Origin of the sequence: Streptacidiphilus jeojiensis, assembly GCF_042510965.1 — a bacterium.
Lineage (GTDB): Bacteria > Actinomycetota > Actinomycetes > Streptomycetales > Streptomycetaceae > Streptacidiphilus > Streptacidiphilus jeojiensis.
Map to the genome: position 1 here is coordinate 531,873 of NZ_JBEUKS010000002.1, position 13,762 is coordinate 545,634.

Annotated in this window: 11 protein-coding genes; 6 read left to right on the plus strand and 5 right to left on the minus strand. The window is 73.0% G+C overall.

What is annotated here, in order from left to right:
• Positions 1-81: 81 nt before the first annotated feature.
• Complete coding sequence (locus tag ABUW04_RS08215) at positions 82-873, minus strand: lipase family alpha/beta hydrolase (RefSeq protein ID WP_380563765.1); 792 nt, start codon at positions 871-873, stop codon at positions 82-84.
• A 246-nt stretch (positions 874-1,119) separates the two neighbouring features.
• On the opposite strand from ABUW04_RS08215, the gene ABUW04_RS08220 reads away from it, so the two are divergent.
• The gene (locus ABUW04_RS08220) at positions 1,120-1,533 is read left to right on the plus strand and encodes a cobalamin B12-binding domain-containing protein (RefSeq protein ID WP_030264377.1); all 414 of its coding nucleotides are present in this window, start codon (positions 1,120-1,122) and stop codon (positions 1,531-1,533) included.
• Positions 1,534-1,626: 93 nt separating this feature from the next.
• Here the strand turns inward: ABUW04_RS08220 and ABUW04_RS08225 are convergent, their stop codons facing one another.
• Both ABUW04_RS08225 and ABUW04_RS08230 read right to left on the minus strand, forming a co-directional pair.
• Complete coding sequence (locus ABUW04_RS08225) at positions 1,627-3,153, minus strand: DUF5691 domain-containing protein (protein ID WP_030264369.1); 1,527 nt, start codon at positions 3,151-3,153, stop codon at positions 1,627-1,629.
• The gene (locus ABUW04_RS08230) at positions 3,150-4,547 is read right to left on the minus strand and encodes an SWIM zinc finger family protein (RefSeq protein WP_030264368.1); all 1,398 of its coding nucleotides are present in this window, start codon (positions 4,545-4,547) and stop codon (positions 3,150-3,152) included. Before ABUW04_RS08230 ends, ABUW04_RS08225 begins: the two co-directional genes overlap by 4 nt.
• A 170-nt stretch (positions 4,548-4,717) precedes the next feature.
• Here ABUW04_RS08230 and ABUW04_RS08235 point away from each other — a divergent pair, with 170 nt between their 5' ends.
• The 3 genes from ABUW04_RS08235 to ABUW04_RS08245 are packed head-to-tail and all read left to right on the plus strand — an operon-like array spanning position 4,718 to position 9,329.
• Complete coding sequence (locus ABUW04_RS08235; protein ID WP_030264365.1) at positions 4,718-5,839, plus strand: ATP-binding protein; 1,122 nt, start codon at positions 4,718-4,720, stop codon at positions 5,837-5,839.
• Positions 5,840-5,880: 41 nt separating this feature from the next.
• Positions 5,881-8,187: a DUF5682 family protein gene (locus tag ABUW04_RS08240; RefSeq protein ID WP_051726468.1), complete on the plus strand. Its 2,307-nt coding sequence runs from the start codon at positions 5,881-5,883 to the stop codon at positions 8,185-8,187.
• The gene (locus ABUW04_RS08245; RefSeq protein WP_030264361.1) at positions 8,184-9,329 is read left to right on the plus strand and encodes a VWA domain-containing protein; all 1,146 of its coding nucleotides are present in this window, start codon (positions 8,184-8,186) and stop codon (positions 9,327-9,329) included. Before ABUW04_RS08240 ends, ABUW04_RS08245 begins: the two co-directional genes overlap by 4 nt.
• Before the next feature lie 21 nt (positions 9,330-9,350).
• On the opposite strand, the gene ABUW04_RS08250 is transcribed toward ABUW04_RS08245, so the two are convergent.
• Positions 9,351-9,896 (minus strand): ATP-binding protein, encoded by a 546-nt coding sequence (locus tag ABUW04_RS08250; protein ID WP_380563767.1) that lies wholly within the window; start codon positions 9,894-9,896, stop codon positions 9,351-9,353.
• 431 nt (positions 9,897-10,327) lie between these two features.
• Between ABUW04_RS08250 and sucC the strand changes: the two genes are divergently transcribed.
• The gene (gene sucC, locus ABUW04_RS08255; protein ID WP_380563768.1) at positions 10,328-11,500 is read left to right on the plus strand and encodes an ADP-forming succinate--CoA ligase subunit beta; all 1,173 of its coding nucleotides are present in this window, start codon (positions 10,328-10,330) and stop codon (positions 11,498-11,500) included.
• Between the two features lie 20 nt (positions 11,501-11,520).
• Complete coding sequence (gene sucD / locus ABUW04_RS08260; protein WP_380563769.1) at positions 11,521-12,405, plus strand: succinate--CoA ligase subunit alpha; 885 nt, start codon at positions 11,521-11,523, stop codon at positions 12,403-12,405.
• Between the two features lie 94 nt (positions 12,406-12,499).
• On the opposite strand, the gene ABUW04_RS08265 is transcribed toward sucD, so the two are convergent.
• Positions 12,500-13,690 carry an RNA polymerase sigma factor gene (locus ABUW04_RS08265; RefSeq protein WP_380563771.1) on the minus strand — a complete coding sequence of 397 codons (1,191 nt, stop codon included), beginning with the start codon at positions 13,688-13,690 and terminating at the stop codon, positions 12,500-12,502.
• Between the last annotated feature and the right edge of the window lie 72 nt (positions 13,691-13,762).

Genomic DNA, 13,762 nt, shown 5'->3' on the forward strand with positions numbered 1-13,762 from the left:
AGGAAATTGAGCGTGACTGTATCCCTCGTAACGGGACGGCCACAATCTCCCGGGAAAGGTATCCACTTATGGGGGGAATTGTCAGGCAGTGAGTCGTATCGGTCCGTCCAGGACTCCCAGCTGTGGTCCCGTCAGCACCTCCCGCACCTGTGTGATCACGGTGCGGTGGACCGGCAGGGTGACATGTCCGGAGCCCAGGACCAGGACGTTCTCCGCCCACAGGTCCGGGTGGCGGAGTGCGGCGCTGCGCTGCGGGAGGATCAACGGGTCGTGTTCGCCGCGGAACGCCACGAACCGGGTGGTGCAGCCGGGCGCGGGGGCGCCCAGCTCCCGGAACACGCCGCTGCCGGGCAGCAACTGACGGGATATCGGCAGCGGGTGCAGCAGGTGGGCGCTCAGGGTGCCCTCGTGCGGCGTGGCCAGCGTCACCACGGTGTGGACGTGCTCGTCGCCGCCGAGCCGCTGCACGTAGTAGCGCGCGATCAGGCCGCCCAGGCTGTGGCCGACCACGGCCACCCGCTCGCCGCCGTAGACCTCGCGGGTGTGCCGTACGTGCCTGCCGAGGAGATCGGCGGCCTCGCGCAGGTCGACGGTGATCGGGTTGTAGTTGAGCGCATGCACATGCTCCCAGCCGTGGGAGGCCAGCGAGCGGCGCATCCGGCTGAATACGGCGCGGTTGTCGAACAACCCGTGCAGCAGCAGGACCGGGGTGTGCGGTGCGGCGTCCGCGCTGTGCGCACACGCGGGGGCGGGCAGGGGCCAGCGCTCCGGGGAGATCCCGCTGGGGTACAGCAGCAGGTGGCCGACGAGCGCGGACCCCTCCTGGCCTGCGGCTCTTGCCAGGGTGACGGCACGGCAGAACGGGATGCCCATGGCCTGCACCTCCCCGTCGAGGTCCTTCGGAGGGTGACGCGGATGACACGCTGGGGTGTCGGCAGGTCGGCTCCGGGCCCAATACGCAGTGAACGTCTGTTCTGAAGGGATTCTCCCCTCGCCCATGCCCGCGAAACGGCAGGCGACCGGCGCGGGGAGTAGCGTTCGCCCATCGGATGGGAACGATCGTTAACATGCGAGGGCGAGCGGCGGCGAAATCGCGGCGGCGAAATCAAGGAGGCAACGATGGGCGTGTCCGGACCTCTCCGCGTGGTGGTGGCCAAGCCGGGCCTGGACGGCCACGACCGGGGCGCCAAGGTGATCGCCCGCGCGCTGCGCGACGCGGGCATGGAGGTCGTCTACACCGGCCTGCACCAGACGCCCGAACAGATCGTCGACACCGCGATCCAGGAGGACGCCGACGGCATCGGCCTGTCGATCCTCTCCGGCGCGCACATGACCCTCTGCGGACGCGTGGTCGCGCTGCTGAAGGAGCGGGAGGCGGAGGACATCACCGTCTTCGTCGGCGGCATCATCCCGGACGACGACATCCCCCTCCTCGCCGAACTCGGCATCAAGGGCATCTTCACTCCGGGCGCGACCACCACCGAGATCGTGTCCTGGGTAACCACCAACCTCCGCTCCACGGCAACCGCGTAGCCATGCACGGACCTCAGGGGCGCGGGGAACTGCGCTGCCAACCATGCACCTCCGTAGTGGGCTGGTCGCGCAGTTCCCCGCGCCCCTGGGTGGTCACGGGTTGAGCTCGGAGAGCATCGTGGCGCGTAGGCGGAGGGTTGCGGCGAGGCGGGTGAACATCTCGGCCCAGGCCGAGTCCGCGTCGGCGGCCAGCGCGTCCAGGCGGTCCGCCGTCTCCGGGGGCAGCGCCCGCTCGGCCACGCCGAGCACCCCGCTGTGGCTCCACGGGTAGCCCCCACCCGCGGCCACCCGGGTCAGCGCCCGCAGCACCGCCTCGGCCAGCGTCGGCGGCCAGGGGGCCGGGCAGGCGACCAGGAGCTGGAAGACGTCGCCCAGCCCCTGCGACCCGCTCAGGAAGTCCGCCGTCCAGCGCGCCCGCTCGTCCGGCGGCAGTACCGCCAGGAGCTTGGCCGCCGTGCCGGCCCCGGGGCCGATCCCGGCCAGCAGGGCGCGGGCCCAGGCGGTGTCGTTCTGGCGGACCGCCGCGCGGGCCCAGGCGTCGTGCAGGTCCTGGGCCCACTCCTCGGAGACCGGCAGGGCGAGTACCTCGGCCGGGGTGCCGAACCCCTCGCACCAGGTGCCGAGCGGGGTCGCGGCCACGATCTCGCCCAGCCAGAACGCCCGTGCGGAGCGTCCGGTGGGAGAGGTCGCGGGTATGCCGTCCCGCTGCATGGCGGCGTCGCAGGCGGTCGGCGGGTGCACGGTGAGCCGCGCACCCCCACCGGCCGTGGTGAGCGCGACCGCGGCGCGGGCGCGTTCGGCCATCCGGCCGGCCAGGGCGGAGCCGGGGAGCGTGGAGAGCAGTTCGGCGGCGGTCAGCCGGACGTTCTTGGAGCGGTCGCTGAGCGCGGACTCCAGGAAGGGCTCGTCGGCGGCGGAGAGGTTCTCCTGGAGGGCGTCCAGGAACAGCAGCCGGTCCTCGGCCCGTTCGGTGGACCAGCTGCCGACCAGCAGTTCCCTGGCCCCGGCCGGATCGCGGCGGCGGTACCGGGTGAGGTAGGTCACCCGCTCGGCGAACAGCCCCTCCTGCCACAGCCGTTGCTCCTCGTCCTGGCCCCCGCCGTCACCGCGGACCGGGGTGCGCAGCACATAGCGCCAGTCCGGGTTGCGTTCGGCGAGCCAACGCCCCAGCGGGCCGGCCAGCTCCACCGCGTCGCCGCGCAGCTCGCTGCGGGCGCGGGCGGCGTCCAGCAGCGGCGGCACCAGCGGTGCGGGGGCGCGGTAGCCGTGGGTGTTGGCGGCCGCCAGGTACTGCGGCAGCAGCTCGTTGACATTGGCGAGGCTGCCGGCCCCGCTGCTGCTCCCGGGGGCGGGCAGCAGCATGGCCAGGCGCTGCGACGCGCTCTCCGGCAGGGCCGGCCTGGGGTCCTCCGGGGCGGGCGGCGTCGCTGGTGCCGCCCGTCCGGGGAGCAGGCCGGCCCGCCGGCCGACGGTGTGCAGCGCGGCCCGGTCCAGCAGGGCGGTGGCGGGGTCGGTGGCCGGGTCGGTGTCGGCCGCGCCGGGCAGCGGACGGCGGTCGGTGCCGAGCAGGGCGGTGGTGACCAGCTCCGGCCAGTCGGTCCCGTCGATCGCTGTGGTCATGGCCGGCCTCCGAACTGGGCGACTGTGAGCGGGCGGACGGTCCCGCCGTCCTGGTACCAGGCGGTGACCGGGGTGAAGCCGCGGTGGCCGCACTCGCCGAACAGCGTGAGCGGACGGCCGCCGGAGGCGGCGAGCAGCCGCCACAGGCCGGAGTCGGGGACCGAGCGCCGGTCCACCGGCAGGGACTGCTCGGTGGCGGGGTCGGCCAGCTCCCAGCCGATCGCGGTGGGCGCGGGTATCACCCGGCGCAGCACCACCGGCCAGGACTCCAGCCAGGGGTCGTCGCCCAGGGCCCGCCCGTAGGCGTCCAGCGCGGCGGTCAGATCCAGGCCCTCGGGGGCCGCCCCGGTCGGCTCCGGGGTCTCCGGGGCGGCGTAGCGGGTGCCCAGGGCGGCGCGCAGCGGGCGTACGCCGGGATGGAAGGCCAGCTCGGCGTCGAGCAGCAGGCCGGTGGGGAGGGCGAGGTCCGGGGCCGTCCCGGGGCGGCCGAAGGCCAGCAGCAGCGCGTCCCGGCCGCTGCTGCTGCCGCGCAGCCAGATCCGACGGGTGATCAGCCGGTCGTCGGCGCTGTCCCTGCTGCCGAGGACCAGCCACCGGTCCCGCAGCAGCGGGCCGCGCAGCAGTTCGGCGGCGTCCACGGTGAAACCCACCCGGGAACGGACCGTGGCCGCCAGCGGCGCGGGCAGGAGGTCCACCTGCCGGTAGCCGGTCGCGAGCAGGTGCAGCAGCCCGTACTCCTCCAGCAGCCGGGCCGGCCAGCCGCTGCCGGAGCCCGGTACCGCACCCAACTCCCTTGCCCTGGAAGCCAGTCCCGGAGCCTGCGCATCGACCATCCGGGCTGCGACATCGCCCCAGCCGGCGTAGCCCTGACCGGGGGCGTCGGCCAGGCCGGAGCGGATCCGGTCGGCGAGCCTGGCCTCCAGCTCGGACGCGCCCGCGGCGACCCGCGCCGCCCGGCGGGACAGCCGCCGTTCGGCGGCGGCGCGCGCGTTGTCGTCCGGCTCGGGCTGCGCCTCCCGCTCCTGCTGCTGCCGCTCGGACTTCAACTGCCGTGCCGCCAGCCAGCCCTCGGCCCAGTCCGGTACCTCCGACGGGTCCCCGACCTGCTCGGCGGCCCCCTGCGACCAGCGCAGCAGCAGCGCCAGCGCGTGTTTGCAGGGGAACTTGCGGCTGGGGCAACTGCACTGGAAGGCGGGCCCGGAGAGGTCCACCACCGTACGGTAGGGAGTGCTTCCGCTGCCCTTGCACTCGCCCCAGACCGCCGTCCTCGCGGCAGCGGAGACGGAACCCTCGGCCGACCACGGCGCGGGCGCGGAGAGCTTGCCCGCGGCCTTGCGTGACGGTGCGTCAGGGGCGAGTGAGAGAACGTGCTCGGGTGTCCACCGATCCTCCATGGCCACGACGGTAGAGGGAGGGTCCGACAATCGCCCTCCGCCGTGCATCGCCGCAGGTGGGACGGGGCAGGTGCGGATTGTCAGTGGGTGGGTGCAGAGTGGGTTCCGCAGCCGGCGTCCCGCTGCTTCCAGGCTTTCGCCCCATTCCTCAACGACCCTACGGAGTCCGCATGTCCGTATCCGCTGTGCCCCCGGTCGAGGCCCCCGCCGAGGAGGCCCTGCGCCCGCATGCCGAGACCGCCTACGCCGCCGAACTCGCCGCCCTCGCCGCCGCCGACGACCGGCCCCGTCCGGCGCGCTGGCTGCTCTCGCCCTGGGCCGTCGCCACCTATCTGCTCGGCGGGACGCTTCCGGACGGCACCGTCGTCACCCCCAAGTACGTGGGCCCGCGCCGGATCGTGGAGGTGGCTGTCACCACCCTCGCCACCGACCGCGCGCTGCTGCTGCTCGGTGTTCCCGGTACGGCCAAGACCTGGGTGTCCGAGCACCTGGCGGCCGCCGTCAGCGGTGACTCCACGCTGCTGGTGCAGGGCACCGCGGGCACGCCCGAGGAGGCCGTCCGCTACGGCTGGAACTACGCCAGGCTGCTGGCCGAGGGGCCGAGCCGGGGCGCGCTGGTGCCCAGCCCGGTGATGCGGGCGATGGCCGAGGGCCGCACCGCCCGGGTGGAGGAGCTCACCCGGATACCCGCCGACGTGCAGGACAGCCTGATCACCATCCTCTCCGAGAAGACCCTGCCGATACCCGAACTGGGGGAGGAGGTGCAGGCGGTCCGCGGCTTCAACCTCATCGCCACCGCCAACGACCGGGACCGGGGCGTCAACGAGCTCTCCAGCGCGCTGCGCCGCCGCTTCAACACCGTGGTGCTGCCGCTGCCGGCCTCGCTGGAGGAGGAGGTGGACATCGTCTCCCGGCGGGTCGGCGAGCTGGGACGCTCGCTGGACCTCCCCGCGGTGCCGAGCGGCTCGGCCGAGATCCGACGGGTCGTCACCGTCTTCCGGGAGCTCCGGGACGGCGTCACCGCCGACGGCCGCACCAAGGTCAAGTCCCCCTCCGGCAGCCTGTCCACGGCCGAGGCCATCTCGGTGGTCACCAGCGGCCTGGCCCTGGCCGCGCACTTCGGCGACGGCGTGCTGCGGCCGGCCGACGTCGCCTCAGGCCTGCTCGGGGCGGTCGTCAGGGATCCGGCCGCGGACCGCCTGGTCTGGCAGGAGTACCTGGAGAGCGTGGTGCGCGAACGCGACGACTGGAAGGACTTCTACCGCAGCTGCCGCGAGGCCGCACAGCGCTGACAGGCCGTCGACCATCGAGAATCGGAAGGAGGCGCGGCACTATGCCTACGACACAGCGACGGGTCGAGGACGTAGCCCTGCTCGGCGTGCGTCACCACGGACCCGGATCGGCCCGGGCGGTGGCGGCTGCGCTGGCGCAGTACCGGCCCGACACCGTACTGATCGAGGGACCGCCCGAGGCGGACGCGCTGCTGGAGCTGGCGGCGCATCAGGACATGGTCCCGCCGGTGGCCCTGCTGGCGCATGTGGTGGACGACCCGGCCCGGGCCGCGTTCTGGCCCTTCGCCGCCTTCTCCCCGGAGTGGGTCGCCCTGCGGCACGCCCTGGACCACGGCGTACCGGTGCGGTTCATCGACCTGCCCGCCGCGCACGGCTTCGCCAGGGAGCGCGAGGAGGAGCCGGAAGCGCCGGGGATCGACCCGATCGGCGAGCTGGCCCGGGCGGCCGGGCACGACGACCCGGAGCAGTGGTGGGACGACGCGGTGGAGCACCGCTCCGCCGACGATGCGGACGCGCTGGGCCCCTTCCGCGGCATCGCCGAGGCCATGGCCGAACTGCGGCCCCCGGGCTCGGAGCCGTCCGGCGCCCACGAGGCCCGGCGCGAGGCCTTCATGCGCCGGCAGATCCGGGCGGCCCGGCGGGCCGGCCACCAGCGCATCGCCGTGGTCTGCGGCGCCTGGCACGTACCCGCGCTGGCCGCGCGACCGCCGGTCGCCGCCGACGACGCCCTGCTCAAGGGGCTGCCCAAGGCCAAGGTCGAGCTGACCTGGGTGCCCTGGACCCACCGCAGGCTCTCCCAGCACACCGGCTACGGCGCCGGCATCGCCTCACCAGGCTGGTACCAGCACCTCTTCGAGTCCACCGACCGCGGCACCGTCCGCTGGATGACCAAGGTCGCCGCGCTGCTCAGGGCCGAGGACCACTCCGTCTCCTCGGCCCATGTCATCGAGGCGGTCCGGCTGGCCGAGACCCTGGCCGCGATGCGCGGCCGCCCGCTGCCCGGCCTGGCCGAGAGCACCGACGCGGTGCGGGCGGTGATGTGCGAGGGGTCCGACGTCCCGCTGGCGCTGGTGCAGGACCTCATGGTGGTCGGCGACCGGATGGGCCAGGTGCCGGATGAGGCGCCGACCGTGCCGCTGCAGCGCGATCTGACCAGGCTTCAGCGGAGCCTGCGGCTGAAGCCCGAACCGGGCGAGCGCGACCTCGACCTCGACCTGCGCAAGGACACCGACGCCGCCCGCAGCCGGCTGCTGCACCGGCTATCCCTGCTCGACATCCCCTGGGGCCGTGCCGCGGCCTCCCGCACCGGCAGCACCGGGACGTTCCGGGAGAGCTGGCGGCTGGTCTGGGAGCCGGAACTCGCCATCAAGGTCGCCGAGGCGGGCATCTGGGGCACCACCGTCGAGTCCGCGGCCACCGGCCGGGCCCGGGACCTGGCCGCCCACTCCGGCTCGCTGGGCGAGGTCACCGCGCTCGCCGAGGGCTGCCTGCTGGCCGACCTGCCGGACGCGCTGCCGACCGTGCTGCAGGCGCTCGCCGACCGGGCCGCCCTGGACGCCGACGTGGCCCACCTCGCCGAGGCGCTGCCGGCCCTGGTCCGCTCGCTGCGCTACGGCGACGTCCGCGGCACCGACGCCACCGCGCTGCGCGAGCTGGCCGAGGGCCTCGCGGTGCGCATCTGCATCGGCCTGCCCCCCGCCTGCAACAGCCTGGACGCCGAGGGCGCCGGCGCGATGGCGGGCCATCTGGGCTCCACCCACGCGGCGGTGGCCCTGCTCACCGACTCCGATGCCGACGACCTGCGCCGGCGCTGGTCGGCCACGCTGCGCACGCTGGCCGAACGCGACACCATCGCCGGCCTGCTGCGCGGCCGGGCGGCCCGGCTGCTGCTGGACGACAACCAGTGGGACGCCGCCGAGGCCGCCCGGCAGATGCGGCTCACCCTCAGCCCGGTCACGCCCCCGGCCGAGGCCGCCGGCTGGATCGAGGGCTTCCTGGCCGGCGGCGGAATGCTGCTGGTCCACGACACCCGCCTGCTGGGCCTGGTCGACGACTGGCTCACCTCGGTCCCCGACGCGGCCTTCCCGGACGTCCTCCCGCTGCTCCGCCGCACCTTCTCCGGCTTCGAACCCGGAGTCCGCCGCACCATCGCCGACCGCATCCGCAGCGGCACGAAGGCGGCTGACACCCCGTCGGACGACCGCCCCGGCTTCGCTCCCGACCTCGACCCCCTCAGAGCCGCCAAGGCCCGCAAGACAGCAACTTTGCTGCTTGGGCTCAGCCATGCACAACCTGGGGGCGCGAGGAACTGCGCGGCCAACCACCCACCCACGGAGGTTCGATCATGACCACCGACACCGAGGAACGCCTACGCCGCTGGCGACTCGTCCTGGGCAGCGAAGCCGACGCGCCGGCCTCCCGCCTCACCGGCCGCGACGCCGCCATGGACCGCGCCCTCTCCGCCCTCTACGGCCATGCCGCAGGCGACCGCTCCGCAGGCCTCGGCGGCTCCGCCCCGCAGGTGGCCCGCTGGCTCGGCGACATCCGCGAGTACTTCCCCACCAGCGTGGTGCAGCTGATGCAGCAGGACGCCATCGAACGGCTGGGCCTGGCCCAGCTGTTGATGGAGCCGGAGATGCTGGAGGCGGTCGAGCCCGACGTGCACCTGGTCGGCACGCTGATCTCGCTGGGCCGAGCGCTCCCGGAGACCACCAGGGAGACCGCCCGTGCCGTGGTCCGCAAGGTGGTCCAGGACCTGGAGCGCCGGATCGCCACCCGCACCCGCTCGGTGCTCGGCGGCGCCCTGGACCGCAGCGCCCGGGTGAACCGGCCCCGGCACCGCGACATCGACTGGGACCGCACCATCCGCGCCAACCTCAAGAACTACCTGGAGCCCACCGCGGAGCGGGACCACGGCACCGTCGTCCCCGAGCGGCTGATCGGTTACGCCCGGGCCCACAACGCGGTGAAGAAGGAGGTCGTCCTCTGCATCGACCAGTCCGGCTCGATGGCCGCCTCGGTGGTGCACTCCTCGGTCTTCGGCGCGGTGCTGGCCTCGATGCCCTCGCTGAGCACCCGGCTGGTGGTCTTCGACACCTCGGTGGTGGACCTCACCGAGCAGCTCTCCGACCCGGTGGACGTGCTCTTCGGGGTCCAGCTCGGCGGCGGCACCGACATCAACCGGGCGCTGGCCTACTGCCAGTCGAAGATCACCCGTCCGGCCGACACCATCGTGGTGCTGATCAGCGATCTCTACGAGGGCGGCATACGCGACGAGATGCTGAAGCGGGTGGCCGCCATGAAGGCGTCCGGCGTCCAGTTCATCGCGCTGCTCGCACTCTCGGACGACGGCGCCCCGGCCTACGACCGCTCGCACGCCGCCGCGCTGGCCGCCCTCGGCGCGCCGGCCTTCGCCTGCACCCCGGACCTCTTCCCGGACGTCATGGCGGCCGCCATCCAGAAGCAACCCCTCCCGGTCCCCGAGGACTGAGGCACTTGATCCGGGGAACCCTCACTCCCCCGAAAGGGCCAACGCCGCCCAGACGGTCTTGCCCTCGGTCCCCGGCCGGGGCACCGCGCCCCAGGCCGTGGCGAAGCTGTCGATCAACAGCATCCCGCGCCCGTGCTCGTCGTCCGCGTCGGCGACGCCGAGTTCCGGGAGGTCGCCCCGGTCCTCGTCGTCCACCTCCAGGAACAGCACCCCCCGGGCGCTCCAGAGCCGGCAGTGCACCCGGCTGCTGCCGGTGTGGGTGACCGCATTGCAGACCAGCTCCGACATGCACAGCTCGGCGTCGGCCAGGGTCTCCCGGGAGAGCTGCCACATGGCGGCGGTGATCCGGACGAAGCGTCGGGCCAGGGCCACCGAGGAGGGCGCCCCGGGCAGGGTGGCCGCCGCCTGGCGGTCCATCTCCCAGGTGTTGCGGGCGGTACCGAGCTGGGGGATCTCGACGCCCAGTGCAGTGGGAGCAGGGGCGGCGGGGGCAGGGGAGGCGGGAGGGGCGGTCGCCCCGTCGTGCGGCGCGTCCGGGTTCTGGACGCGGTGACGTGCGCTGTGCATCGAGCATCCGCTTCTTGGACGGTCGTCGCTACGGTCTGTGCGTGCACCGTTACCAGAACACGTTCCTGGAGTCGGGGGGCAAAAGCAATGAACTTCGTCGGATTCGCCCCGGAGGAGTGCCATGTGCGGGAGCGTGGTGAGGTCGTGCGCCCCCGCTGTGACGGTTATCACCGGCCACAGTCCGGTCGGCGGCGAAATGTGCACCTCGGACGGGGATAACCTGCGAGACGGACATGCCTGCCCGTCTGACGCCAGGCCGTGTGCTCCCCGTAGCAGATGGCGTCGGCCGCGAGAAACCTCCGGGATTCCGCGTACCGACCGCCGCGACGGCCACAGCGGCGACCTTTCGGGCGGCACGCTGGGAAGATAGGAGTGGCCGGCCCTCCCGTGACCGACCACTTCCGAAGTCGCGATCACAAGGACGGACGCGCGTGGACCTGTTCGAATACCAGGCGAGGGACATCTTCGCCAAGCACGGTGTACCGGTGCTGGGCGGTGCAGTCATCGAGAACGCCGAAGAGGCGCGAGCGATCGCTGAGGGTTGGGGCGGCCGCGCGGTCGTCAAGGCGCAGGTCAAGGTCGGTGGCCGTGGAAAGGCCGGCGGCGTGAAGCTGGCCTCCGACCCGGCTGACGCGGTCGCCAAGGCCGAGGCCATTCTGGGCATGGACATCAAGGGCCACACGGTCCACAAGGTGATGCTGGCCCAGACCGCCGACATCAAGGACGAGTACTACGTCTCGTTCCTGCTCGACCGCACCAACCGCACCTTCCTGGCGATGGCCTCGGTCGAGGGCGGCGTGGAGATCGAGGTCGTGGCCGTCGAGAACCCCGACGCGCTGGCCAAGATCGCGGTGGACGCCAACGAGGGCGTCACCGACGCCAAGGCCCGCGAGATCGTCGAGGCGGCCAAGTTCCCGGCCGACGTCGCCGACCAGATCGTCGAGGTGCTGAAGAGCCTGTGGAAGGTCTTCATCGCCGAGGACGCCCTGCTCGTCGAGGTCAACCCGCTGGTCAAGACCGGTGAGGGCAAGATCGTCGCGCTGGACGGCAAGGTCTCCCTGGACGAGAACGCCGACTTCCGCCAGCCCGAGCACGAGGCGCTGGTCGACCACGCCGCGGCCAACCCCCTCGAGGCCGCGGCCAAGGCCAAGAACCTCAACTACGTCAAGCTCGACGGCGAGGTCGGCATCATCGGCAACGGCGCGGGTCTCGTCATGAGCACCCTGGACGTCGTCGCCTACGCCGGCGAGAAGCACGGCAACGTCAAGCCCGCCAACTTCCTCGACATCGGCGGCGGCGCGTCCGCCGAGGTGATGGCGAACGGCCTGGGCATCATCCTGGGTGACCCGGACGTCAAGTCCGTGTTCGTCAACGTCTTCGGTGGCATCACCGCCTGTGACGAGGTCGCCAACGGCATCGTCCAGGCGCTGGAACTGCTCGCCGCCAGCGGCGAGGCCGTCACCAAGCCCCTGGTCGTCCGCCTGGACGGCAACAACGCGGAGCTGGGTCGCAAGATCCTGTCTGACGCCAACCACCCGCTGGTGCAGCGTGTGGACACCATGGACGACGCGGCCGACAAGGCCGCCGAGCTGGCTGCGAAGTAAGGGACGAGGACTCCACAACCATGGCTATCTTCCTCACCAAGGAAAGCAAGGTCATCGTCCAGGGGATGACCGGTGCCACCGGCATGAAGCACACCCGCCTCATGCTCGCCGACGGCACCAACATCGTCGGCGGCGTCAACCCGCGCAAGGCCGGCACCAGCGTCGACTTCGACGGCACCGAGGTGCCGGTGTTCGGCTCGGTCGCCGAGGCGATCGAGAAGACCGGCGCCGACGTCTCCGTGATCTTCGTGCCGCCGGCCTTCGCCAAGGCCGCCGTGGTCGAGGCCATCGATGCCGAGATCCCGCTGGCCGTCGTGATCACCGAGGGCATCGCGGTGCACGACTCCGCGTCCTTCTGGGCCTACGCCGGCGAGAAGGGCAACAAGACCCGGATCATCGGCCCGAACTGCCCCGGCCTGATCACCCCCGGCCAGTCCAACGCGGGCATCATCCCCGGCGACATCACCAAGCCGGGCCGGATCGGTCTGGTGTCCAAGTCGGGCACCCTGACCTACCAGATGATGTACGAGCTGCGCGACATCGGCTTCTCCTCCGCCGTCGGCATCGGTGGCGACCCGATCATCGGGACCACGCACATCGACGCGCTGCAGGCCTTCCAGGACGACGACGACACCGACCTGATCGTGATGATCGGTGAGATCGGCGGCGACGCCGAGGAGCGTGCCGCGGCCTACATCGCCGAGCACATCACCAAGCCGGTCGTCGGCTACGTGGCCGGCTTCACCGCGCCCGAGGGCAAGACCATGGGCCACGCTGGCGCCATCGTCTCCGGCTCCTCCGGCACCGCGCAGGCCAAGAAGGAGGCCCTCGAGGCCGCCGGGGTCAAGGTCGGCAAGACGCCGTCGGAGACCGCCCGCCTGGCCCGCGAGCTCATCAACAAGTAGGCACGGCAACAGGCAACAAGTAACAGGCAGTCAGGCAGGCGCCCTGCACCGGACGATCCGGTGCAGGGCGCTTCGCTGTGCGGGTGCCGGGACGTCAGTGGTGCCGGTGGCAAGGCAGCGCGAACAGCCGGCACAGGGCGCCTGGCAGCGACGGCCGGTGCATCGAGCGGTGCGCCACCGGGTGGCCACCGGAGTGCACGGCCGCCGCGGTGGGGCCGGTGGCGCCGGTCGGCAGCGCCGGCAGCAGCAGGCCGGAGGAGATCGGCCGGGCCAGTGGCTGCCGCCGGGCGCCGGGCGCCGTGAACAGCCGCACCGGGAGGCGGCCGGTCCGCGCCGCGGACGCGGTGAACAGCGACAGGTTCGGCAGCGCGGCCGCGGCAGACACCGGGGCGGGGGCCGACACGGGAGCTGACACCGGTGCCGGGGCCGTCTCCGGAACCGGGTTCGGCAGCGCCTCCGACACCGGCACCGGGTTCTGCCCCGCTGCCTGCCCCGCTGCCTGCCCCGCCGTCTGCCCAGCCGCCTGGGCCGAGTCCGCCGCCACCCGGTTCGCCGGGTGGTAGGCGATGAACGGCACCGTCCGCGGATGCCACGGCGTGCCGACCACGGCGCCGGCGACCAGCGCCCCGGCCATGCCCAGGGCCAGCACCCCGGCCGCCGCGGTCACCCCGCGCTCGTGCAGCCGGGAACGCTGCCGCACCACGCCGGGTGACGGCACCTCAGGCAGCGGGCAGCCGCGGACGGCGGCGCCGCGCAGCAGCACGCCCAGCTCGCGGCCGAAGCCGCGCCGGCGGGCGTCCTTGCCAGCCACCGTCGGGGCCATCCGGGCCAGGCCGAGCCTGGCGCGGACCACCCTGCCGTACGCGGCGGGGGTGCTGGACTCGATCTCGGCGGCGGTCTGCTGCCAGTCCAGGCCCAGGGCGTCGTGCAGCACCACGGCCCTGCGCTGGGCCCGGGGCAGGTGCAGCAGCGCCGTCAGCAGCTTGCGGTCGTCCCGGGTCAGCCGGGCGCTGTGCTCCGGGTGGCGCAGCGGGCTGCGGTGCCAGGGGGACAGCGCCAGGTCGAAGGCGGCGGCGCGGATCCACCCCTCGGGGGAGGGGTCGGCGGACACCACGTCCCACTCGCTCCAGGCGAGCTGGAAGGCCCTCCGTACGCAGTGGGCCGCCCGGTGCCGGTGGCCGACCAGCAGGTAGGCCTGCCGGGTCAGCCGCTGGTAACTGTCGCGGTAGAGCGCCTCGAAGGATTCGGCCGAGCGCCGTTGATCAGCAGAGCCGATGAGAGACATATAGGAATTCTTCGGCGAAATGCTGATGTCTGCCATGTCGTTGGTCAAAACGGGTGGCACCCGGAGCATGGT